Source organism: Mesorhizobium sp. M0870 (assembly GCF_040319775.1).
Lineage (GTDB): Bacteria > Pseudomonadota > Alphaproteobacteria > Rhizobiales > Rhizobiaceae > Mesorhizobium.
In genome coordinates this window covers 1-22,072 of sequence record NZ_JAMYOI010000038.1, presented here as the reverse complement: position 1 = coordinate 22,072, position 22,072 = coordinate 1, and the positions used below count along the sequence as shown (strand labels likewise).

Below are 22,072 nucleotides of genomic sequence, written 5' to 3'. Positions count from 1 at the left end.
GTCAGCCTGCCGCGTGGAACCGGATTTCACCCTTGTTCAGAAAACAGGTCTTGTTGAACAGCGACAGATCCAGAGGGTTCGGTAACCGCACATCGCTGATATCGGGACATGGCTTCTTCGCCGGATCGTATGACCGATCGATCTGCGAGATGAAGACGAGGATCAATCCCTTGTCGCCGGCAAACGACTTCAGCGTGCGAACCTGCGCCATCAGGTCCGGATTTTGCCGCTTCTGGTCGAGCAGTTGCAGATAGTCGATCACCACCAGCGTGCCGCGCGGCACCGAGCCCAATGCCTTGACGATATAGTCGGCGCTGATGGCGTCGGAATTGTCGAACACGAACTGGTCGTTGAACCGCGCCGGATCCGCCCCGATGGCGCGAAACCGGTCGAGCACATCTCGTTGCGTATACTCCAGCGTGAAGAACACGCCGCGATGGCCTGATTTCATGGCTTCGATCGCGAGTTCGAGGCTCATCAGCGTCTTGCCGTGGCCGGGTCGCGCACCGACCAGAACCAGGTCGCCGGGCGCCAGTTGCGCAAACAGTACACCGGCAGGTGCCACCTCGGCCGCCTCGGCTGCCTCGGCTGCCTCGGCTGCAAGCAGGCTCCAACTGCTGAAACCTTCCCGTGCCGCAACACGATCGAGCGCTTCGTGGAGCGCAATCTTGCCCTCGCGGGACAACAGCCTGGCTTGACGCTTCAGATAATAGACCGGCGCGGACAACTTCATGCAAACCTCCTGGTGCGAGCAGTTTCCGCAATCCCTCCTTATGCCTGGCGCTCGAACAGTCGGTTCGCTGATCGGAAAGCCCTGCATGAACGATGCTTTCCCGGCGGAGGGAGGAGGCGTGGGCTGCGCCAGAATCAGATGATAGCTCAATCCCTGCGTATCGAAAATCGCAGACATTCAAAGATGCGGGGAGCCCGCTGCAAGCCTGGAGCCAGCATCCCGGCGTAGGAGCATTTGCGCGCGTCGATCTCCTTCATGGCTCTTCGTGCGGACTTGCGGAGGGCACGCGTTAACAAAGGGTGCGCTAAACAAGATGTGTTTCGCCTGATAATGCGAGACCCTTTATGATCGATTCCCGGCGGCAACACCGCAAGGAAATGGCTTTGGCAGGAGTTGATCCAGTGCGGTTGAGATTCGTCCCTCTGGGTATCGTCCCGATCCTCAGCCTCCTCGTCGCCGCCATTGCCTTGACGATGTCGGCTCGATCCTTTGCCGCACCATCTGACGTTCCGGCCTGGCTGCAGGCTCACATCGGCAACAGCGACGGCCAGATCTCACAAATTGTCCTCGAACGAGCCCGCGCGCTTTACCGGAAGAAGGTCGCGCAAGGTGCAGTCAAGAACCCCTGCTACTTCGCCATGGATGCGACGCGCCCCAGCGATCTGGGCGATGGCGTTCTGGGGCGCCGCTATTACGTCATCTGCGAAGCCAGCCAGTCGTTTCGCGCGATTTCGTCGGGTCATGGCAGCGGCCGGGATTTGAAAGGCGTTGTCGATTTTTCGAACAGCAAGCGGTGCGCGAAGAATTTCGGCAATGCGATGGATTCGTCGTTGACGGCCGGCGGCGGCTATATCACCCGCGAGGCAAAAACCTCGTTCAAGGGCTATTACCGCACCGTTGCGAAACAGGACGCGGTTTTCCAGCGCACCTTCATCCAGTTCGACGGCGAAGGCGAGGCCGCGAATGCCAGGCAGCGGGTGATCGGCGGCCATGCCGCCCAGGTGCTGCACGGCCTATGCCTGCGCAAAAACCCGAAAAGTTCGCATGCCGACCATGACGGCTTCGTGCCGTTCGGCAAACTGGTGGACTATGCCGGCGGCCGCAGCAATGGCTGCACCAGCTGGTCGCCGGCGGATGCGCAGCAGATCATCACCATGGTCAAGGACAATCCGACGACGCTCTATATCTACCCGGAATCGCGCGACATCGCCGCGGTCGCAGCCAACCATTCACAGCCGGGCGCCTACTGGAACGCGTCCTGCCTGAAGGAAATCGGCACACCTAAATTCTGGCCGCGAAAGACCCTCGAGCCGATCATCGCCCAATACAGGAAGGATCACCCGGCACCGCCGCCGCAGCCGCTGCCGATCTGCGAAGCGTCTTGAAGTCCGCATCGCACCGCCGCGCCGCTTTATGTTCGGCGTGCGAACCGCATTGATCGGCAGCCCTGCGACCCACCATCAATGATTCAATCCGATCTCCAAGGCCAGCGCGCCGGTAGCTCCGGTGCCCCGCCTCTCTCCTCGATGTCGCAACTCGAAACAGCTGTGTGCATAAGGGCCGGATGGATCAAGACTGGCTGAATGCTCTGGCCGAGGAAAGAATTTCCGGCACCACGTTCAGCCGATTGTGGTGGTTGGAACCAACGGCCTGCTACCCAGTTAGAAGGCCAGCAAGTCTGGTTACAGCCTTGCCGCTATATGAATCAGAACCCGCCGACGCAGTCTACGGCCTAGCAGGATGCCGTCCTTGCGGCGGCGTTGCCCGGCTGGGAAGCCGGTGTGGCTGCCTCCGCAACCTGGGCTGCACAGCCGCTGACGACATGCAGACACCGTCGCCGACAGCCAAACAATAGGAGGTATGCCGACATGAAAGCAGTCCGCATCCACGCTTTTGGCGGACCTGAGGTCCTTTCGATCGATCAAGTCCCCTCGCCTCAGCCGCTTGACGACGAGGTTGTGCTCAGGGTCCGCGCCGCAAGCGTCAATCCGATCGACTACAAGACCCGCGAAGGGTCGGTGAGCGAAACCCTGCCGATCACGCTCGGGCGCGACGTGTCCGGCACGGTGGAAATATGCGGTACGCGGGCGCATACGTTGAAGAAGGGCGACCCGTTATTTGCGATGCTTGGTCATGACCGGGGCGGCAATGCCGAATATGTCGTGGTCAAGGCGACGGAGGCGGCTGCGAAACCGGATCGTCTAAGCCATGTCGAAGCCGCGGCGGTGCCGCTTGCCGGCATCACTGCATGGCAGGGCCTTTTCGACCATGGCGGCCTCAAATCCGGGCAACGGGTTCTCATCCATGGCGGCGCCGGCGGCGTCGGTCATCTGGCGATCCAACTGGCCAAGGCCGCGGGCGCGTTCGTCGCGACAACCGTTTCCGCCGAGGACGTCGTTTTCGTGCGTGAGCTTGGCGCCGATCAGACGGTCGACTACAAGAATCAGCGTTTCGAAGAGGTCGTCAATGCGGTCGACCTGGTGTTCGACCTTATCGCGGGCGACACGCAGGACCGTTCCTGGGATGTGCTCAAGCCAGGCGGGACGCTCGTTTCCACTCTTTCCCAACCGTCGCAGGAAAAGGCAAACTTGCGTCGGGCGCGTGGCGTCTCCTATCTGGCCGAGCCGAATGCGGCGCACCTTGCCGAGATCGGCCGCCTCATCGACGCCGGCAAGGTCACCCCCTTCGTGCTAGCCACCTACCCTCTTGGAGAGGTCGCCAAAGCGGAAGAACGGCTGGAAAATGAGCATGTGCGTGGCAAGATCGTGCTTGAGGTTTCCGCCTAGCGAGTTGGTGCTTCTGCAGTCCCTCTCGAACGGGTTATCCGATCCGCGCCTCGCCGTCGCTGTCCGGCAGGTTCGGAAACAGCACCTTCAGCTTGTGCTCCGCGCTTGCCCAACTGCGCGTGTGATGTTGCAGAGGCACCAATTGCTCACCGCAAAGGCTAGAATGCCAACAGTCACGGCAAGACTGACTGTCGAGCCAATGACAACCTTGAGCATCACGCCGGCAAAGACACCGGCGATGGCACCGTTGACGACATTCACCATTCCTGCGGTTCCGGCGAACGCTTGCCAGGGCCTTGGCTTGAGGCCGACATCGGCCAGCAGAGCCGTTTGGTTGTCATGAGTGGAGTGAACCAGATAGCGCGCCATCGAGGGAGTAAGCTCGGTGTAGTAGTGCCTGATGCGTGCCATGCCGCGGGCGTGGACCATGTCTTCGATGGCCACCTGCACAGCCCTGACGAATGTCACCAGCCCGATGAAGTAGAGGCATGGCAACAGGATCAGGCTGAACAGCATGAAAGGAAGCCCCATCCTTGTCACCTGGGCGACGAAGGCAAGGGCGATCGTGGCGCTGGATACCGAAGTCAGGAACAAATTTGCGCGCTGATTCGCCTCCTGAGTCGTCGCCGCCCTGGCGGTCCCCAGCACCAAATGCTCCGTGGTCATCATCTGCAGGAGTTGCTGCCGGTTCTCGCCTTCATCGGTTTTTGTCTTCCTTGCAGGCATCGCAAAAAACCTGTTGCGGGACGCGCTCCCCCCACCCAATCAACTCCTCAAAGCCGCCCACCCAAGGAACGAACTGCTTCGGAAGGGGTTCCAGCGCAACAAAGAGCGGTTCCGTGATCCCGGAGCAGAGCCGGATCACAGACCGAGCCAATTTTGTAGACAGATAGCGAAACGATTGTCCCCAAGCATCGTTTCGAAACCAGACATGAATTTGATGAGGAGGCGATGATGAGCGCTACCGGTTTGGATGTTTTTGACAGGACGCTGCAGACGACCAACATTTGGCTCGACGAGATCATGGACGATCATGGTCCGGATCGGCGGATGCATGGCACATATTGGGCGCGGTCTTACGGACCGTAAGGGACAGGCTGCAGATCGGGCTTGCGGCCAAACTTGGGGCGGAACTGCCGATCCTGGTGCGCGGCGCCTATTACGACCACTACCGGCCCGCAGCCGAGCCGGACAAAACGCGCTCCCTTGAAAACTTCTCGCAGCACATCGGCGAGGAATTGAAATCGATCCGCCCCGTCGATCCCGAGGAGGCGGCACGCTCGGTGTTCCGAGTTCTTGCACGGCATATTGATCTGGGCCAGTCGGCCAAGGTGCGCGATGCGCTGCCGAAGGAAATCCAGGCGCTCTGGCCCGAGAGCCTCGGCGTCAAATAGCGACGGCAACGACTCTGACGGCCTCCGAGCGGCGCGCCGAGGCTGGCGTCCAGCAGGGCGTCAGTCCCGTAAACGGTGGCGGCATGATCCTGATGCTGCTCTGTCGCGACCTGCCTGGAGTCCAAACCGCGTTCTTTGGAATGCTGTGCCTTGTCGCGATTGGACAGAACCTTGTTTTCGAGCTTGTCCTTTGGCGTTACGGTCATGGCGCCTGTCCCGGAACCCTTTCCCTGCGAACCTGCTCCGATGTGTTTCTTGCTCCCGCGTGCCATGGGCTGCCTCCAATCTATGACAAATGTTCCAGGATCGGTGCTCATCTAGTCGTCAGGACGGTTTTTGTGATGGACGCTTTCCTGATTTTTGCCGCGAAGGATGTTGCGGTCGTCCGGATCGACGAGGTCCGGTGTGTCGGTTCTCATGTCCGATCCCTTGCGCAGCGCTTCGCGTTCCGCCGCTGATCGTTTCAGATCCGCCTCTGAATCGAAATCCTTGCCGGCGTTCTTTGTGTTTTCCCGCTCTTCAATGATGCGAATTTGTTGATCGTGGGTTTTGCGTCCAGTCATCGCTTCCTCCGGCGTGTTCGTGTTGGCGCTCGAAAGTCACCGGCCACCTCTAAGGTCGGGTCCGAGCCTGCCCTCGTGCTGATAATGGCAAGGTGACGGGATCGTTCCGAAAAGCGTTGAAGACGCTTTTCGCCAGATGGGCTCGGTTCGGCTTAGGCGCTCACGTTGACCGAGGCCGCCGCCCCTCTTCTGAACCATGGCCTCCTTCGAACGTTCGGCGACCACCGGACTGGCGCCGGACGCCTTTCCGTCGCGCTCCAGCTCAGCGCAGGAAATCGACCACAGCCTGGATGAACTCTGCCGGATACTCAATGTTCGACAGATGGACCGCGGGCAGCACGACCAGCTTCGCGCCGGGCACCGCCGCGGCAATCATCTCGCCGTGGCTGGCTGCTGTCACCGTGTCGTGCCGACCGGCGATCACCAGCGTCGGTCGCGGTATCAGTGCTACGGTACGGCGAAGATCGGCGTCGCGAACCGCCGCGAACAGGCCCGCCAGGCCTTGCCGGTCGATAGCCAGCAGCATGGTGCGAAACTCTTCGACCACGGGCTCGTTGGCGGCAACCATCGACGCGGGGAACCAGTTGCTCAGGAACGTCTCGGCGGTTTCCGACATGTCCGGTGCCTGCCGCACCGCGGCAATCCGCTCGTCGAAATAGCTTGCCGGCGAGAGATGAGACGAGGTGTTGCTCAGGATCAGCCGGTCGATCCGCTCGGGCGCGTGGATGCCGAGCCACTGCGCGACGAACCCGCCAAGCGACAGGCCAAGGAAATGTACGCGTTGCAGGTCGAGCGCGTCGAGCAGTTCGATGACGTCGCGGCCAAGCCGGTCGAGCGAGTAGGCGCCGACAGGAACGCTCGATCCGCCATGGCCGCGAAAATCGTAGCGCAGGATACGGAAATGCTTCGACAACTCGCCAACCTGCCTGTCCCACATGTGCAGCGTGGTGCCGATGGAATTCGATAGCACCAGCACCGGCTTGCTTGCCTCGCCGTCGAAGCGGTAGGCGATGCGCGTGCCGTCGCCCGTCGTGACGAAATTCAGCTTGTTCATGATGAAAATTCCTTCTGGAACGTTTGAATGAGGCCAAACGTAGCCGAGGGATAATTTTGTTGATATTACAAAGATGGGACAATCTTTGTAATAAAAACCGACATGACCGAATTTACTCTCCACGACCTTCAATGCTGCGATGCGGTGATTCGCACCGGCGGCTTTCAGCCTGCGGCGGCCGTGCTGCATCGCTCGCATCCGGCGGTGTTCGCTGCCGTCGCCAAGCTGGAGCGACAGCTCGACCTTTGCCTCCTGGACCGCAGCGGCTATCGCGTGCGTGCGACCGAGGCAGGGCTGTCGTTCCACCGCCGAGCGCTATCGCTGCTGCGCGAGCTGGATGGTTTGCGCGTCCATGCCGCCCAGTTGGCGATGGGTGAGGAAAGCGAGATCCACGTGGTGATAGGCGACCTGTGCCCGCGCCCGCATGTGCTGGGCATGCTCGGGCGGTTCTTCGCACAGTGCCCCGGCACCCGCCTGCATCTGCATTTCGAAGCGGTCGGCGGCCCATGGGAGCGTCTATTCGATGACGAAGCCGATCTGATCCTGCACTGGGTCGACAAGGGCGATGCGCGGGTGGAATGGGTCGATCTGTGCAAGGTGTCCTTCATTCCCGTGGTGGCGCCGGGCTTTCTGCCCGAGCGTATCGAGCAGCCGATCACCCTGGACCAGATGCAGGCACTCACCCAATGCGTCATGCGCGACAGCGCCCGCCATTCGCCACAACAAAACTATTCGCTGATCGAAGGCGCGCCGCAATGCCTCGTCGCCGACCAGGGCATGAAGAAGGAGATAATCCTGCAGGGCCTTGGCTGGGGCCACCTGCCCCGCTTCCTGATCGAGGAAGAACTGCATGACGGGCGCCTGCAATCCATTGCCGGCCGCCATCTGCCGGGCCGCACCGACGAACTGGTGGTGGCGCGGCGCCGCGACCGGCCGCATGGGCCGATCGCCAACCGGCTGTGGGATCATATCCAGCAGGAAGCGCCGGCATTGCGCCGTGCATTGTAGCCGAGGAGGCCCGGACAGATACCGACCAACCAGTCGCGAAAGGCGCAAGTGTAAATCGGTCGTTAATGACCGGCCGTGCAATGCTAGGACCTCGGGTCCCGTCCAGCGATCACTTCTTGACATACGCTCCAGGCTGGCGGCCGCTCTTCGGAGCCTTGGCGTCCTTTGAACGCTCCGCGATAGCGGGGCCGGCCCCGGACGTCTTTTCGGTTGCGGCGCTCGGCGTGCCTTGCCTTGGCGGGTTTTGTCCGTCCGACTGGCGGGTTCGGTCTTCCACTTCGCCCACCCGGCGGGTGAGCCCGATGCCGCCGGCGGGCTTCTTGTTGGCGGCCGCATCCTGGGAGAATTCATCGGAAGCGTCGGCATCGGTCTTTGCCGGATATTTCGTCGCACCGGTTTCATAGCGGGTTTCGTTCTCAGTCATGACATCTCTCCAATTGCATGACGGATAAACATCTCGGCGGTATCCGAGTTCCAACTCCTGGACTTCCGGACGGATCTGGGTTCCGGGAGCGCCCGGTCGGCCACCCAAGCGACGAGATGAGCAGCACCCTACTGCAGCAGACCCTTGACGATGCCGCTCGCCTTGCCGAAATCCATCTGGCCGGCATATTTCTGCTTCAGTGCGGCAATCACCTTGCCCATGTCCTTCTGGCTGGCCGCACTGGTCGCGGCGATCGCCTCGCGCGCCGCAGCCGTCACCGCCGCATCGTCCAACTGCGTCGGCAGGAAGGTGCGGATGATCTCCATCTCGCCGCGCTCCTGCGCGGCGAGTTCCGGCCGTTTGCCGTCGTCGAAGGCTTTGGCCGATTCCTCGCGCTGCTTCACCATCTTGGCCAGGATCTGCAGGATCTCCTCATCGCTGGCCGGCTCCTTGCCCGAACCGCGATTGGCGATGTCGCGGTCGTGAATGGCCGCTTGGATCAGCCGCAATGTCGGCAGCCGGTGCTTGTCCTGCGCCTTCATCGCGCTCTTCAGGGATTCGGCGATTTTGCCGCGCATGGTACATTCTCCTTCGATCGGCGCGGACAATAGCGCCGGGGGCGAGCCAAGGCAAACCCTGATATGCCGGGGCAAGCCACTGATTTTGCTAGGCGAAATAAAACATGGCGGCATTTCGCATGATCATTGACCGCTCTGCCCCCTTCCCCTATGTACTGGGCCTTGCATGAACGGAAATTTGACTGCGTGGAGGCCGCGAAAATCGCCGCTTCGCGCCGTTTGCCGCGCAGATGGCCCGCCGGGCCGGTTGCAGCGGGCAGCCCGATAGGAGTGCCGCCATGGCCGAGATGACCGCCGCCTCGACGCCCGCCTGGACCACTGAAAAGCCGACCGCCCTTCTGGTGCTGGCCGACGGCACCGTCATCGAAGGTCGCGGCCTCGGCGCCACCGGCTCCGCCGTCGCCGAAGTCTGCTTCAACACAGCACTCACCGGCTACCAGGAAATCCTCACAGACCCGTCCTATGCCGGCCAGATCGTCACCTTCACCTTCCCGCATATCGGCAACATCGGCACCAATGACGAGGACATCGAGGACCTCAATCCGGCCGCCCGCGCCGGCGCCGTTGGCGCCGTGTTCAAGGCCGATGTCACCGACCCGTCCAACTACCGCGCCGGCGCTGGTCTCGACCAATGGCTGAAGAAGCGCGGCATCGTCGCCCTTTCGGGCATCGACACCCGCGCGCTCACCGCGCTGATCCGTGAAAGGGGCATGCCCAACGCCGTCATCGCGCATGCGCCCGATGGCGTGTTCGACCTCGACGATCTGAAGCGCCGCGCCGCCGCATGGTCGGGGCTGATCGGGCTTGACCTCGCCAAGGAAGTCACGTCGGGCCAGTCCTCGGTCTGGCGCGAGACGCCCTGGGTGTGGAACGAAGGCTTTGGCGAGCAGACCGAACCGACAATGCACGTCGTCGCCATCGATTATGGCGTCAAACGCAACATCTTGCGCCTGCTCGCCGGCCTCGGCGCCAAGGTCACGGTGGTGCCGGCCAAGACCGGCGCCGAACAAATCCTTGCCATGCAGCCGGACGGCATTTTTCTCTCCAATGGCCCCGGCGACCCGGAAGCCACCGGTGACTATGCCGTGCCGGTCATCCGGGATCTGTTGAAGACCGACATCCCGGTGTTCGGCATCTGCCTCGGCCACCAGATGCTGGCACTGGCGCTGGGCGGCAAGACCGCCAAGATGCACCAGGGCCATCACGGCGCCAACCATCCGGTCAAGGACCACACCACCGGCAAGGTCGAGATCGTCTCGATGAACCACGGCTTTGCCGTCGATGCCGACTCGCTGCCATCGGGCGTCGAGGAAACCCACGTCTCGCTGTTCGATGGTTCGAACTGCGGCATCACGCTGACCGGCCGGCCGGTGTTCTCGGTCCAGCATCACCCCGAAGCCTCCCCCGGCCCGCAGGATTCGCACTACCTGTTCCGCCGCTTCGTCAATTTGATCCGCGAAAAGCGCGGCGAGGAATTGCTGGCCGAACGGGCCTGATCCTTTGAGGATCGGCTGTTAGCTATAATATCGCTTAACGCAAAGCGATAAATGCGATATTATTTGTTGTGAAGACGATCATCCTTTCAGTATCGGCGGCTCGCGATCTCGATAACCTGCCGGCGGATGTCCGCGAGCAGGTTTCCGAAGGTTTGATCACTTACGCCGTCAGCGGTCGTGGAGATGTAAAGCGTCTTGCCGGCCGGAACGGTTATAGACTGCGTATCGGCCGCTACCGCGTCATATTCGACGAAGACCGCACCACGATTCTCGCGATCTACATCGGCAAGCGTGAAACGACGACCTATAGCAGGCCATAGGACAGGACATCATCATGAACGCCCCGCAAATCATCAAGACCTCAACCGGCGAAGAACTGGTCGTCATCCCGAGGGCCGACTACGAGGCATTGCTGCATGCCGCTGAAGAAGCCATGGATGCTGCGGATGTGGCGATCTACGATGAACGGAAGGCCGAGCTCAAAACGGAAAAGCCCCTGCCCGCTGCCGTGACCATGGATATCCTGCGGGGCTCGAGCCGGCTCAAGGCGCTGCGCAATTGGCGCAACCTGACCCAAGCCGATTTGGCGACTGCTATTGGTGTCAGCCAGGGTTTCCTGTCCGACCTCGAATCCAATCGTCGCAAACCATCGCCGCAGACCAGTGCCATGCTGGCAAAGACGCTGGATATCCCCGGCGAATGGATCGAAACCTAGAGCAATCCCGGGAAAAGTGTGAAACGGTTTTCCGTCCGGGAATTGCGTCAAACAAAGACTCTAGTATCTCGTCCTACGCCACCGGCCGGCCTTCGCTGGCTTCCAGGATGGCGAACCATTGCTGGCGGTCGAGGCTGATCTCCAACGCCTTGACCATGGCGGCCAGCCGTTCCGGCTTCATCGAACCCAGCACCGGCACCAATCGGGCCGGATGGCGCAATAGCCAGGCGATCGCGACGGCAGCCAGATCGCCGGCTCCGATCTCGGCGGCCACCGCAGCAAGCGCTGCCCGCACCCGCGCCTCGCCCCTCCTTGCCGGTGAACAGCGAGCCGCCCCCGAGCGGCGACCAGATCATCGGCGCATAGGCAAGGCGCTGCGCGTGGTCCAGGCTGCCGTCGGTCAATGCGGCCGTTTTCAGCACCGACATTTCGATCTGGTTGGTGGCGAGGGCGAACGGCAACCGTGAGGCCAGCAGATCGAACTGCGACGGCGTGAAGTTGGAGACGCCGACCGCCCTCACCTTGCCAGATGTGACCAGCTTGGCAAGAGCTGCCGCCGTCTCGTCGGCATCCGTCAGCGGGTCGGGCCGGTGCAGCAGCAACAGGTCGATATAGTCGGTGCCGAGATTGGCAAGCGACCGCTCCACCGACGCAACAATATGGCCGCCACCGGTATCGTAGTGCTTCAGCCGGTTGTCCGGCCGGTTTGGCGACTTCAGCACGATATCGCATTTCGAGATCAGCTCGATGCTGTCGCGCTTGCCTTCCCAGCGCGCCAATCCCGCACCGAAGGCCGCTTCCACCTCGTAGTTCCCATAGATGTCGGCATGATCGAAGCTGGTCAGGCCGAGATCGACGGCGGTGCCGATCAGCCGTGCGACCTGATCGGCATCCGGGCGGGCGGCGCTGAGATCGCCGTATAGAGCAGCGGCGTGATGATCGAGGTGATCGAGAAGATCGAGGTCATCGCCCCCTGCAATTCGCCTTGCGCCGATGGCGGCACTTTGGCGGCGGCGAGGCTCCTCAGCGGTGGATCGGCCAGCGCTTCCAGACAGCCGACGACGATCACCGCATAGATCATCCAGCCTTGCGACGCGAAGGCATAGCCGAAGGCGCTGGCTGCCGTGAATGTCAGGCCGATGACCGCCGTCTTCCACTCGCCAAGCCTCGGGATCACGCGCGGCAGCACCGTCGCCATGACGATCGCACCGCACAGGCCGAAGGCGCCGAGCGAGAAGCCGATCTGCTGCTCGCTCCAGCCATAGCGATAGCTGGAGACGAACGACCAGACCGCCGGATACATCATGTGCCCGAGCGTCATCAGGAAGAAGACAAGCCCGATCCAGCCGATGCCTTGATATTGGCGCATCTGGAGCAGCGTGCCGACCGGGTTGGCGCGTTTCCACTCGAAGCGGCGGCGATGCTTGTCATCGAGCGTTTCCGGGAGGAAAAACAACGCAATGAGGAAATTCACGAAGGCGAGCCCGGCGGCGAAATAGAACGGCACGCGCGGCCCGAACGTACCGAGCAGCCCGCCGAGAACCGGCCCGATGACGAAGCCGACGCCAAACGCGATACCGAGCAAGCCGAAATTCTTTGCCCGGTTCTCATTATTCGAAATATCGGCGATGAAGGCTGAAGTCGTCGAATAGCTGGCGCCTGAAATGCCGGCCAGCACACGCCCGATGAACAGCATCGGGTAGGACCAGGCGACCGCGCAGATCAGATTGTCGATGGAGAAGGTCAGCACCGATGCGAGCAGGATCGGCCGCCGCCCGAACCGGTCGCTCAAGCCGCCCATGATCGGCGCGAAGACGAACTGCATCGCCGCATAGACGAAGAACAGCCAGCCGCCTTCGATCGCCGCGCCGCTGATGCTGACCCCGGTCAATTCCCTGAGATAGGCCGGCAGCACCGGCATGATCATGCCGAAGCCGATAATGTCGAGCAGCAGCGTGGTGAAGACGAGCGCAAGGCCCCGTCTGGCGGTTTTAGGGTCGATCATGCAGGATCAAGCTCCTCTGCTCGCCCTCAGGCGCAGGCGGACGCACTTATAGGCGAGCCCGCCGCAAGGAACAATGTGGGAACAGGCTGATTCTATTCATCCTGACACCCCCTGACGGCAGCATCGCCGGCAGGTGAAGCTCGAAAACGGTCTGTCAGATCGGCCCACTCAGCGTGTTGCACTCCGACAGCTTGCCGCTCTTGTAACCACGCGCCAGCCAGGTCTGCCGCTGCTGCGAGGTGCCGTGGTTGAAGCTTTCCGGCACAACATAGCCTTGCGTCTTCTTCTGCAGCGTGTCGTCGCCGATCTGCTTGGCGGCGTTCAGTGCGCTCTCGATGTCGCCCTGCTCCAATATGCCTTTCTGCCCGGTGTAATGCGCCCACACGCCGGCAAAGCAGTCGGCCTGAAGCTCGATTCGCACCGACATCTGGTTGGCTTCGACCTCGCCCATGCTTTGCCGCATCTGGTTGAACTTGGACATGATGCCGGTCAGGTTCTGCACGTGGTGGCCGACCTCATGCGCAATCACATAGGCGCGGGCGAATTCGCCCGAGGCGCCGAACTGCTGGTCGAGCTGCTGGAAGAAGGTCATGTCGAGATAGACCTTGTGGTCGCCGGGACAATAGAACGGTCCGGCCGCCGCGGAAGCGAAGCCGCAGGCCGAGCGGACCTGGCCGGAAAACAGCACCAGTTTCGGATCCTCGTAGGTTAGGCCCTGAGATTTGAAGATGCCGGACCAGGTGTCCTCGGTCTCGGCCAGCACGGTGGCCACGAACTGCTTCATCTCGTCATTGGCCGGTGTGGCACCGTTGTCCTGTCCGCTGTTGTCGGTGATCTGGCCGCCGCCGCCCGGCAGCAGGCCGCCGTCGCCGCCACCCAGGATCGTCGACGGATCGAAGCCGAAATACCATCCGGCCAGCACCACCAGGATGACGAGGAAGATGCTGCCGCCGCCACCGGTGCGGCCGCCGATCGGAATGCGGAACTGGCCACCGCCGCCGCCGAGTCCGCCACCGCCGCTGTCGCTGCGGTCGTCCTCGATATTGTCACTCTGACGACGGCCCTTCCAGAGCATGGCAACTCCTCGTGCAGCAACTTCCCCGTTGTTCCGGGGCAACAAACAATTATCCCAATGGTTGCGCCAAGTCACAGCATTTTTCGATGGCCTTTTTGGCCATACGGGTCGCCTTGCGGCCAAGCTCGTTGCGGCGAGCGGCTCGGCGTTGCAATCGTCCCCATGGCCGAGACTATCGAAGACCGTTAATGTCCGTTTCTCTGGGAAGCGAGGGGCGCTTGCGGACGATCGGCCAATTCCTGCTGTTGCTGACGGCATTGACTTGTTTCGGCATCGGGTCCGCCCGTGCCGCCACGCTCGATTCCAGCGTTGCCGTCACCGATCCCGCCACCTTGCAGGCGCTGGAGCGTGGTGGCCTGTCGATCAGCCGCCTGCTGGGCCCGGCACTCGGCCTCACCCGCGAGGTCGACAATCGCGGCCTGTTTTCGGTGCCGGCGCTGGCCACGGTGCGCGACACAGTCAAGCGGCAGATAGCCGACGAGCCGAAGACCAGCCCCGACCCCTATGTTGCTGCCATGGCGAAGTCGAAGGACACCAGCCAGAAATTCAATCCGAAATACATCGATGACGACGGCTCGACGCTGGACCTGACCGGCGTCGTCAACCGCATGGACCGCGGCTATCTCGGCCACACCGAATGCGGCGAAATCCGGCTGATCTACCGTTTCCACTATTCGGTCGCGGAAAAGCCTGTGAAGGGAAAGGCGGGCCAGCGCATTTCCTCGCGCCTGCCGCTGACCATGAGCCTGGTGTTCAACGCCAAACCCAGGCAGGCACAAGCGCGCGCCTCGAAGGACCTGCCAAGCGCCACTGACGTGTCCTGCGCCGATGTTGCCCAGCGCTGGCTGGCAGCTGGAAAAAAAGACCTGCCACCCGACCAGCTTGCCGCCTGGCTGCGCTCCGACGAAGGGCCGCTGTCAGGCACCATGCTGAATTCGTCGCAGATCATGCGGCTCGAACTCAACATGCAGGTGCTCAGGCTGTCGGCCTCGACGCGGCGCGATTTCGGCGGCCATGCCGAATATCTCCTGAAGATCTTCAAATGGGATCCGGCTGCGTCCAGCTTCTATGAAGCGAAGATGGAAAACCAGATCGACCGCGCCATTGTGCTGGCCGACAAGCCGTCCTTCGCCAAATGGCTGCTCACCGACCGCAACATCTACGACCTCGACCATGGCCGGCTGGTGATCGACGAAAAGTTCCTGGCCAGGAGCGCCGTCTCCGTCGCCCCCGGCGGTCTCAGCCGGTCGCAGAACAACATCGTCTACGGGCTGGTCGACGACGCGGACATCGACAAGGCGCTGAAGAACTATGTCGCCAGGGGCAACACACTCTCGACCATCAAGTCGGTGGCCGGCTTCAACTTGCGGCTCAACGAGATGAGCTGCACCGGCTGCCATCAGACGCGTGGCATTGCCGGTTTCCACTACACCGGCGCAGATCCGGTGAGCGAGCCGCGCCGCAACGCCGTCTTCGTGCCGGGCTCGGCCGTGTTCTTCGCCGACCTGCCGCGCCGCCGCGCCATCGTCGAGCAGTTCGCCGCCGGCAGTCAGCTAGACTTTACGCGCAGCTTCGCCGCCCGTCCGGACGCCAGATATGCCGAGGCGCTGAAGGGCACCGACCTCTACAATGGCTGGGGCTCGATCTGCTATCGCGGCGAGGATGCAAGTTTCAAGGACTGGAGCTGCGGTGCGGGCCTGCGCTGCGCCGGTGTCCACGAAAGCGCCTTCCATCCAGGCTTCGGCACCTGCGTCAGCGAAGCAGGCACGGTGGTCGGCGACCCCGTCGAGTTCGGCGAGATCAAGATGTCGAGCTGGGGCAGCGACCAGTATTGCCGCCTGTCGCCGGCCACCGCCAAGGCCTGCGCCATCGACTCCGCGAAGGACAAGAAGCCGCTGGTCAAACTCGCCGGCTATGGCGCCGCGCGCCAGCGCTACGACAATCCGCAGCAGAAGACCGGCGGCTTTCCCGGTGGCATGCTGCGCAAGGCAAGCTGCGACAAGCTTCCCGACGAAGCAACGTGCGGGCGTCTGGCCAAGACCGGCTTCAACGACTGCATCGCGTCGGGCAAGGACCACAAATTCTGCACGAAGGAATTTACCAAGACCGCCGGCCTACGAGCCTGCGACAAGGCGCATCCCTGCCGCGAGGACTACATCTGCACCGCAGGCTATGACGATCTGGCGGAAGCGAAAGCTGGCAAAGGCACCTGCATTCCGCCCTATTTCATCTTCCAGTTCCGCGTCGACGGCCACCCGCGCAGCTGGGTGCAGGACGTCCGCGAGTGAGGGAACGGTTTGTTGAAAGCGCCGCCACCACGTTCCGGCAGACGGCGTTCGCCGAGAACAGCTGACGTCAACCTGACAGACGTCTAATCTTCCTGCTTGGCGCCGGCGCTCTTGCCGTCGGAGCTCTTCGAACGTTCCTCGAAACGAGCCGCGCCCTTTTTCAACGGATGGCCGGTCTCCGCTTCGGTCTTGCGCTCATCCCTGGCCGCCGCCTGTTTCAGTCCCTCGGCAGCCTGCTTGCCCTTTGCGGTCGGTGCCTGTTCAACGCCCATCGCTTCCTCCCTTGCCGCTCGCCTTGCGCGGATGTCAGACCCAACGTGCTCAGCGTGCGAGGGTTCCGGTGGCTGGGGAAATCCAGGCGGAAGCTCAGCGCACTGCTGTCATGGCCTTGCGGAAGGCTTCCAGCGTCTCGGCGCTGACATGGTGCTCGATGCCCTCGGCGTCGATGCGCGCCGTCTCGGTGCTGACACCGAGCGAGCGCAAAAAGGCTTCCACCGTCTGGTGGCGGATGCGGCTCTCCTCGGCGACCTTGCGGCCGGCATCGGTCAGGAAAACGCCGCGATAGGGCTTTCGCGACACCAGCCCGTCGGCGCACAGCCTGGTCAGCATCTTGGCCACCGTCGGCTGGGCGACGCCAAGGCGTGCGGCGATGTCGACCTGGCGCGCCTCGTTGCCGTCCTCGATCAGATCGGCGATCAGCTCAACATAATCCTCGACCAGCGCGCTGCGGCGCGCTTCGCGCTGCTGCCGGAATCCCTCCGAATGAATTTCGGCGTCGAGCAGCGGCTCACGCGGGACTGGTCTGTTCTTCGGCGCCAATACGCGCTCCTCCCGAGGCTATCACCCGTCCACGCTTTCATAGCACGGGCTCTGATTCTTCAGGCCGTTTATTTGCATTCCGCCACAGGTGCAACCAGCGCTTCCGATTGCCGTTTCACCCGATGACCGCCAGCCGCCTAAAAGCAACGACAATGAAATATAGCATATTGCATAATGTTGAGCCATGGCATAGCTTGAGGCAACATCGTCCAGTCCCGCGGAAAGCCCTCCTTCATGTCTGAAGCCGAAGCCACAGCCTCCCGTTCCTCATGGCGGTTCGCCAGGCCCGACGAGGACGAGCAGCCCAGCCTGCGCGAAGTCAATTCCTCCATCGCCGTGCCGAACTCGGGCGTCTGGTTCCGTCGCCTGTTCGCCTTCATGGGTCCCGGCTACATGGTCTCGGTCGGCTATATGGACCCGGGCAACTGGGCGACGGATCTCGCCGGCGGCGCGCAGTTCGGCTACACGCTGCTGTTCATCATCATGCTGTCCAACCTGATGGCGATCCTTTTGCAGGCGCTGGCGGCACGGCTCGGCATCGCCACCGGCCGCGACCTCGCCCAGGCCTGCCGCGCCTACTATCCCCGTCCAGTCAATTTCGTGCTGTGGATCGCCTGCGAACTGGCCATCATCGCCTGCGATCTGGCCGAAGTCATCGGCACGGCGATCGCGCTGCAACTTCTGTTCGGCATTCCGCTGATCGGCGGCGCCATGCTGACGGCGCTCGATGCCTTCCTCGTGCTGCTGTTGATGAACAAGGGCTTCCGCTATCTCGAAGCCTTCGTCATCGCGCTTTTGATCATCATCTTCAGCTGCTTCGCCATCCAGATCTTCGTCGCCGCCCCGCCGGCCGGCTCGATCCTGCATGCCATGTTCGTGCCGTCGTCGGAAATCGTCACCAATCCGGCGATGCTCTACATCGCCATCGGCATCATCGGCGCCACCGTCATGCCGCACAATCTCTATCTGCACTCCTCGATCGTGCAGACCCGTGCCTATGAGCGCACCGACAAGGGCAAGCGCGATGCCATCAAATGGGCAACGACGGACTCGACCATCGCCCTGATGCTGGCGCTGTTCGTCAACGCCTCGATCCTCATCGTGTCGGCGGTCGCCTTCCATAACACCGGCCATCAAGACGTTGCCGAGATCGGCCAAGCCTTCGAGCTGCTGTCGCCGCTGCTCGGCCTCGGCATCGCCTCGATCCTGTTCGCGGTGGCGCTGCTGGCTTCCGGCCTCAACTCCACGGTGACGGCGACGCTTGCTGGCCAGATCATCATGGAAGGCTTTCTGCGCCTGCGCATCCCCAACTGGGCACGCCGACTGCTGACGCGCGGCCTCGCCATCATCCCGGTGGTGGTCGTCACCGCGCTCTATGGCGAAAAGGGCACCGGCCAGTTGCTGGTATTCAGCCAGGTGATCCTGTCGATGCAGTTGCCCTTCGCAGTCGTCCCGCTGGTGCAATTCGTCTCCGACAAGAAGAAGATGGGCAATCTCGCCATTCCGCGCGGCGTCGCCGCCCTTGCCTGGGTGGTCGCCGCAGTCATCCTGGGGCTCAACTTCAAGCTGCTCTACGACACCCTGTTCGGGATCGGCTAAGCTCCGCCTCGCCGGGAAATCGACTACCCTCTGCGCAGAGGGTAGCCTCGCGACAAATTGGCAATCCGCGCTATGTTGTCCCGCAGCATGGCCCGGATCGAAGACATCAGGAAATTCTACGCGCGGCTGCTGGTCGCCAATGCCGGCTCGCCCGACCCACGCCTGGAAGCGGCTTTCGCCGAGGTGCCACGCGAAGCGTTTCTTGGTCCCGGGCCGTGGACGGTCATCGCCGGCAACGGCAAGGTCACGACGCCGAGCGCCGACCCGGCTCATATCTATCAGAACGTGCTGGTGACGCTCGACGACGACAAGGGCATCAACAATGGCGAGCCCTTCCTGCACGCCATGTGGATCGGAAAGCTTGCGCCTAAACCTGGTGAGGCCGTCACTCATATCGGCGCCGGCACCGGCTACTACACCGCCGTGCTGGCCAGGCTGGTTTTACCAGGCGGCACCGTCACCGGCTTCGAACTCGACGAAAAACTGGCCGATCTGGCGCGCAAAAATCTCGAAGCATATGGCAATGCAACGGTCGTCCATGGCGATGCGGTGACGACGCCCCTGCCGCCATCCGACATCATCTATGTCAATGCTGGCGTCGCAGCGCCACCAGCAGGGTGGCTGAAGGCGCTGCGACCTGGCGGCCGCATGATCTTCCCCTGGCGCCCGGCCGAGCGCGTCCCACTGGCGGTGATGGTGATCCGCACGCAAAAAGGCTTCGCCTGCGATCCGTTCATGCGATCGTGGTTCATTCCCTGTGTCGGCGCCTCGCTCGCAGACTCAGCGTCGAGGATCCCGACGCGCGAGCAGGCCGCGCGCAGCCGCTCGATCTGGCTGGTCCAGGACAGGGCACCGGACGACACCGCCACCGCCATATCGGGCGATGTCTGGTTCTCGTCGGAAGATCTCCACCCCGGGCCTCGCAAATGATGGTGGTTTGCCAAAATTTCATATGTCCTGTCGGACCGGTGGCTCGTCGCCCGTCCTTGGGCTGAAGTCCGGCCACGACGGCGTGGATCGAAGAACGGGAGCATTGGAATGAGAAAGATCATCTCTGCGACATTCGTCAGCCTTGACGGCGTCATGCAGGCACCCGGCGGCCCGGAAGAGGATCCGGCCGGCGGCTTCAAGTTCGGCGGCTGGACCTTCCATTACGTTGACGAGGCGGGGGCCGCGGCGATGGATGAACTGTTCTCCAAGCCTTTCGCCCTGCTGCTCGGCCGCAGAACCTACGACATCTTCGCCGCCTACTGGCCGTATCAGAAAGATCCGATCGCGGATGCCTTCAACCCCGCGACCAAATATGTGGCGACGCATCGGCCTGACACCCTCACCTGGCAGAACACGCAAGCGCTCGGACCCGATATCATCGCGACGTTGCGCCGCCTCAAGCAGGAGGATGGGCCGGACCTGCTCATCCAGGGATCTGGCGATCTGATCCAGACTTTGCTCGCCAACGGGCTGATCGACGAAATTCGGCTGATGATCTTCCCGCTATTGCTGGGCAAGGGCAAGCGGCTGTTCGGCGACAGCGCGATGCCGGCCGCCTTCAAGCTCATCAAGTCGCAGGCAACCAGCACCGGCGTCATCATGGCGACCTACGAACGATCAGGCGAGATCAAGGTTGGGTCGTTTGTCACAGGGGAGCCGTCCGACGCCGAGCTCGAACGGCGCAAGAACTGGAAGTAGCAGGACGGCCTTTGCACCCTTTCCTCTCCCCCGATCGACGGGGTAGAGGAACCCAAGTTCTGAGAAGTCTCTCAAGCCGCCACCGGCCGTCGTGCCAGCCCATCGCGGATATGGCGTGCGAATTCCTGCGCCGCCGGCCCTACCCCATGCCTCGGCAGATGCAGGTTGATGGCAAAATTCGGCAGTGGCGGCAGGCCGGACTCCGGTGGCAATATGTCGAGATCCGCCGGAACCGTGGAGGCTAGCCAGGCGGTGACGGCGAGGTCGGAGCGCACCGTCGCCGTCGTCGCGTCGATGTTGCCGTTTTCGAACACGGTGCGCCACTCCAGCCCATGCTCACCGAGCGCCGCCAGCACCGCCGGGCGGAAGGCGCAGGTGTCGGCGACGATCGACACCGGCAGCGGCCGCTTGGCGCGGGCAACGCCGCCCTTGGCGCCGACCCAGACCAGCCGGTCGATGGCAAGGCACTCGCCCGCCGACGGGCCGACGCGTTCCTCGATCACCGCAAGTTCGATGGTCCCGGCCGCAAGGGCAGCAGCCAATTCCGGCGACGAGGCGCAGACCAGCGATATCTCGACCTGCGGATAGGTCTCGGCATAGGTCTTCAGCACCGGCGCCAGCAAGGTGCCGACAAGGTCGTAGGGCACGCCGAGCCGCACCTGGCCGGCCACCGGTGTCCCAGCCATCTCCGCCCAGATCTCGTCATTCAAGGCCAGCAACCGCTTGCCCCTGCCGAACAGCTGTTCACCGGCGCGCGTCAGCCGCAAGCCGCGCCGGTCGCGCTCGAAGAGGCAGGAGCCGAGCGCCTCCTCCAGCCGCTTGACCTGCTGGCTGACAGCACCTTGCGTCAGGTGCAGCGCATTGGCCGCCGCCGTCATGCTGGCCTTGTCGGCGACGGTGATGAAGGTGCGGATCAGCGCCATGTCGAGATTTCGGATCATGGCTGGCATTATCCATCCTAATGCCGACCATGGCAAACATTGCATTTACTGAAGTTCGCGCGCAGCTACGATCGCAGCCCTGACAGAGGACGCCGCATGCTCGAGCCCATTCTCCCGCTCATCCTGTTTGCCATCGTCGCCACCACCACGCCCGGCATCGCCACAACCCTGTCTACGGCGTCCGGCGCCCAGTTCGGGTTTCGCCGTTCCGTGCCTCTGCTGGTCGGCAGCGCCGCCGGCCTCGCCACGGTGACGGGTGCCGCCGCCGCCGGGCTCGCCGGTCTGCTGCTTGCCATGCCTTCGCTGCAACTGGCCATGAAGGTCATCGGCTCGCTCTATCTCCTCTGGCTGGCGATCAAGATCGGCCGCAGCGGACCGCCCAATCTGGATGTGAGCATGGCCAGGCCGAACAGCTTTCTCGGCGGCGCCGGCATTCAATGGATGAACCCGAAGGGCTGGGCGATGGGGCTGGGCGCCGCGGCCTCGTTCGCGGCGCTGGCCAGCGGGCCGATGCAGCTCGCGCTGCTGCTCGGCGCCACTTTCGGCCTCGCGGCGGCCGCCTCGCTGTCGCTGTGGTGCGTGGCCGGAATGGTGCTGGCGCGGCTGCTCAAGACCGAATGGCAATGGCGCGCGCTCAACATCGTGCTGGCGCTGGTGCTGGCCGCCTCGATCATTCCGATGTGGCGGACGGCGTAAAGCGCGGCCTTGCAGAACCTGGGTTCCTCGCCCCCGCAACGCGGGGGAGAGGTGGCCGCGAAGCGGTCGGAGAGGGGGCTTCGTAGGGCGGATACTTCTTGAAACTTGATCTCCGTCGAGCCAGTCCCCCTCTCCGTCTCGGCTTCGCCGAGCCACCTTGTATCTACACGAGAGAGATTTCGTGGGATTAGAGCGATTGAGCCAAGGTC

23 protein-coding genes and 1 pseudogene are annotated in these 22,072 nt (G+C 62.7%); 12 read left to right on the top strand and 12 right to left on the bottom strand.

Annotated elements, in window-relative coordinates:
* Position 1: 1 nt before the first annotated feature.
* Positions 2-733, bottom strand: a complete 732-nt coding sequence (locus NKH97_RS29755; RefSeq protein WP_352613102.1) for a DNA helicase — start codon at positions 731-733, stop codon at positions 2-4.
* Between the two features lie 401 nt (positions 734-1,134).
* Between NKH97_RS29755 and NKH97_RS29750 the strand changes: the two genes are divergently transcribed.
* On the top strand, positions 1,135-2,118 hold the full coding sequence (locus tag NKH97_RS29750) for a hypothetical protein (RefSeq protein ID WP_023809678.1): 984 nt from the start codon (positions 1,135-1,137) through the stop codon (positions 2,116-2,118).
* Between the two features lie 483 nt (positions 2,119-2,601).
* Positions 2,602-3,519 (top strand): NADP-dependent oxidoreductase, encoded by a 918-nt coding sequence (locus NKH97_RS29745; protein WP_128305495.1) that lies wholly within the window; start codon positions 2,602-2,604, stop codon positions 3,517-3,519.
* Between the two features lie 87 nt (positions 3,520-3,606).
* Here the strand turns inward: NKH97_RS29745 and NKH97_RS29740 are convergent, their stop codons facing one another.
* A complete protein-coding gene (locus tag NKH97_RS29740; protein WP_352799403.1) occupies positions 3,607-4,284 on the bottom strand; it encodes a hypothetical protein in 678 nt (225 codons plus the stop codon).
* A gap of 189 nt (positions 4,285-4,473) precedes the next feature.
* On the opposite strand from NKH97_RS29740, the pseudogene NKH97_RS29735 reads away from it, so the two are divergent.
* Positions 4,474-4,913, top strand: a pseudogene (locus NKH97_RS29735) (DUF2267 domain-containing protein).
* 317 nt (positions 4,914-5,230) lie between these two features.
* On the opposite strand, the gene NKH97_RS29725 reads toward NKH97_RS29735, so the two are convergent.
* Both NKH97_RS29725 and pcaD read right to left on the bottom strand, forming a co-directional pair.
* Complete coding sequence (locus tag NKH97_RS29725) at positions 5,231-5,476, bottom strand: hypothetical protein (protein ID WP_023809680.1); 246 nt, start codon at positions 5,474-5,476, stop codon at positions 5,231-5,233.
* A 262-nt stretch (positions 5,477-5,738) separates the two neighbouring features.
* Positions 5,739-6,530: a 3-oxoadipate enol-lactonase gene (pcaD, locus tag NKH97_RS29720; RefSeq protein WP_023809681.1), complete on the bottom strand. Its 792-nt coding sequence runs from the start codon at positions 6,528-6,530 to the stop codon at positions 5,739-5,741.
* A 102-nt stretch (positions 6,531-6,632) separates the two neighbouring features.
* Here pcaD and NKH97_RS29715 point away from each other — a divergent pair, with 102 nt between their 5' ends.
* Entirely contained in the window at positions 6,633-7,538 is a 906-nt protein-coding gene (locus NKH97_RS29715; RefSeq protein WP_352799402.1) for a LysR family transcriptional regulator, read from the top strand.
* A 109-nt stretch (positions 7,539-7,647) separates the two neighbouring features.
* Here the strand turns inward: NKH97_RS29715 and NKH97_RS29710 are convergent, their stop codons facing one another.
* Both NKH97_RS29710 and NKH97_RS29705 read right to left on the bottom strand, forming a co-directional pair.
* Positions 7,648-7,962, bottom strand: a complete 315-nt coding sequence (locus tag NKH97_RS29710; protein WP_352555724.1) for a hypothetical protein — start codon at positions 7,960-7,962, stop codon at positions 7,648-7,650.
* Between the two features lie 128 nt (positions 7,963-8,090).
* Positions 8,091-8,540 carry a GatB/YqeY domain-containing protein gene (locus NKH97_RS29705; protein WP_023809684.1) on the bottom strand — a complete coding sequence of 150 codons (450 nt, stop codon included), beginning with the start codon at positions 8,538-8,540 and terminating at the stop codon, positions 8,091-8,093.
* 278 nt (positions 8,541-8,818) lie between these two features.
* Between NKH97_RS29705 and carA the strand changes: the two genes are divergently transcribed.
* From carA to NKH97_RS29690, 3 genes are all read left to right on the top strand, one after another.
* The gene (gene carA, locus NKH97_RS29700) at positions 8,819-10,036 is read left to right on the top strand and encodes a glutamine-hydrolyzing carbamoyl-phosphate synthase small subunit (RefSeq protein WP_031212679.1); all 1,218 of its coding nucleotides are present in this window, start codon (positions 8,819-8,821) and stop codon (positions 10,034-10,036) included.
* Between the two features lie 68 nt (positions 10,037-10,104).
* A complete protein-coding gene (locus NKH97_RS29695) occupies positions 10,105-10,356 on the top strand; it encodes a type II toxin-antitoxin system RelE family toxin (RefSeq protein WP_023809686.1) in 252 nt (83 codons plus the stop codon).
* Between the two features lie 14 nt (positions 10,357-10,370).
* Positions 10,371-10,751 (top strand): helix-turn-helix domain-containing protein, encoded by a 381-nt coding sequence (locus NKH97_RS29690; RefSeq protein ID WP_023809687.1) that lies wholly within the window; start codon positions 10,371-10,373, stop codon positions 10,749-10,751.
* 47 nt (positions 10,752-10,798) lie between these two features.
* Here NKH97_RS29690 and NKH97_RS33360 read toward each other — a convergent pair whose 3' ends face one another.
* The 3 genes from NKH97_RS33360 to ypfJ all read right to left on the bottom strand — a co-directional run bounded on the left by NKH97_RS33360 (position 10,799) and on the right by ypfJ (position 13,831).
* Entirely contained in the window at positions 10,799-11,596 is a 798-nt protein-coding gene (locus NKH97_RS33360; protein ID WP_502897103.1) for an aldo/keto reductase, read from the bottom strand.
* Between the two features lie 23 nt (positions 11,597-11,619).
* Complete coding sequence (locus NKH97_RS29675) at positions 11,620-12,756, bottom strand: TCR/Tet family MFS transporter (protein WP_352775838.1); 1,137 nt, start codon at positions 12,754-12,756, stop codon at positions 11,620-11,622.
* A 154-nt stretch (positions 12,757-12,910) separates the two neighbouring features.
* A complete protein-coding gene (gene ypfJ, locus NKH97_RS29670; RefSeq protein WP_023809690.1) occupies positions 12,911-13,831 on the bottom strand; it encodes a KPN_02809 family neutral zinc metallopeptidase in 921 nt (306 codons plus the stop codon).
* Between the two features lie 218 nt (positions 13,832-14,049).
* Here ypfJ and NKH97_RS29665 point away from each other — a divergent pair, with 218 nt between their 5' ends.
* Positions 14,050-16,119, top strand: a complete 2,070-nt coding sequence (locus NKH97_RS29665) for a hypothetical protein (RefSeq protein ID WP_352799399.1) — start codon at positions 14,050-14,052, stop codon at positions 16,117-16,119.
* Positions 16,120-16,202: 83 nt separating this feature from the next.
* Here NKH97_RS29665 and NKH97_RS29660 read toward each other — a convergent pair whose 3' ends face one another.
* Both NKH97_RS29660 and mntR read right to left on the bottom strand, forming a co-directional pair.
* Positions 16,203-16,391 carry a hypothetical protein gene (locus tag NKH97_RS29660; protein ID WP_352440442.1) on the bottom strand — a complete coding sequence of 63 codons (189 nt, stop codon included), beginning with the start codon at positions 16,389-16,391 and terminating at the stop codon, positions 16,203-16,205.
* A 94-nt stretch (positions 16,392-16,485) separates the two neighbouring features.
* On the bottom strand, positions 16,486-16,938 hold the full coding sequence (mntR, locus tag NKH97_RS29655) for a manganese-binding transcriptional regulator MntR (RefSeq protein ID WP_352775845.1): 453 nt from the start codon (positions 16,936-16,938) through the stop codon (positions 16,486-16,488).
* Between the two features lie 234 nt (positions 16,939-17,172).
* Here mntR and NKH97_RS29650 point away from each other — a divergent pair, with 234 nt between their 5' ends.
* From NKH97_RS29650 to NKH97_RS29640, 3 genes are all read left to right on the top strand, one after another.
* A complete protein-coding gene (locus NKH97_RS29650) occupies positions 17,173-18,537 on the top strand; it encodes an Nramp family divalent metal transporter (protein ID WP_352556103.1) in 1,365 nt (454 codons plus the stop codon).
* Between the two features lie 87 nt (positions 18,538-18,624).
* Positions 18,625-19,467, top strand: a complete 843-nt coding sequence (locus tag NKH97_RS29645) for a protein-L-isoaspartate O-methyltransferase family protein (protein WP_023809695.1) — start codon at positions 18,625-18,627, stop codon at positions 19,465-19,467.
* A 108-nt stretch (positions 19,468-19,575) separates the two neighbouring features.
* On the top strand, positions 19,576-20,226 hold the full coding sequence (locus NKH97_RS29640) for a dihydrofolate reductase family protein (protein WP_352775848.1): 651 nt from the start codon (positions 19,576-19,578) through the stop codon (positions 20,224-20,226).
* A 71-nt stretch (positions 20,227-20,297) separates the two neighbouring features.
* Here the strand turns inward: NKH97_RS29640 and NKH97_RS29635 are convergent, their stop codons facing one another.
* Positions 20,298-21,167, bottom strand: coding sequence for a LysR family transcriptional regulator (locus NKH97_RS29635; protein WP_352775852.1), 870 nt, complete (start codon positions 21,165-21,167; stop codon positions 20,298-20,300).
* Positions 21,168-21,263: 96 nt separating this feature from the next.
* Here NKH97_RS29635 and NKH97_RS29630 point away from each other — a divergent pair, with 96 nt between their 5' ends.
* Entirely contained in the window at positions 21,264-21,863 is a 600-nt protein-coding gene (locus NKH97_RS29630; RefSeq protein ID WP_023809698.1) for a LysE family translocator, read from the top strand.
* Positions 21,864-22,072 lie beyond the last annotated feature (209 nt).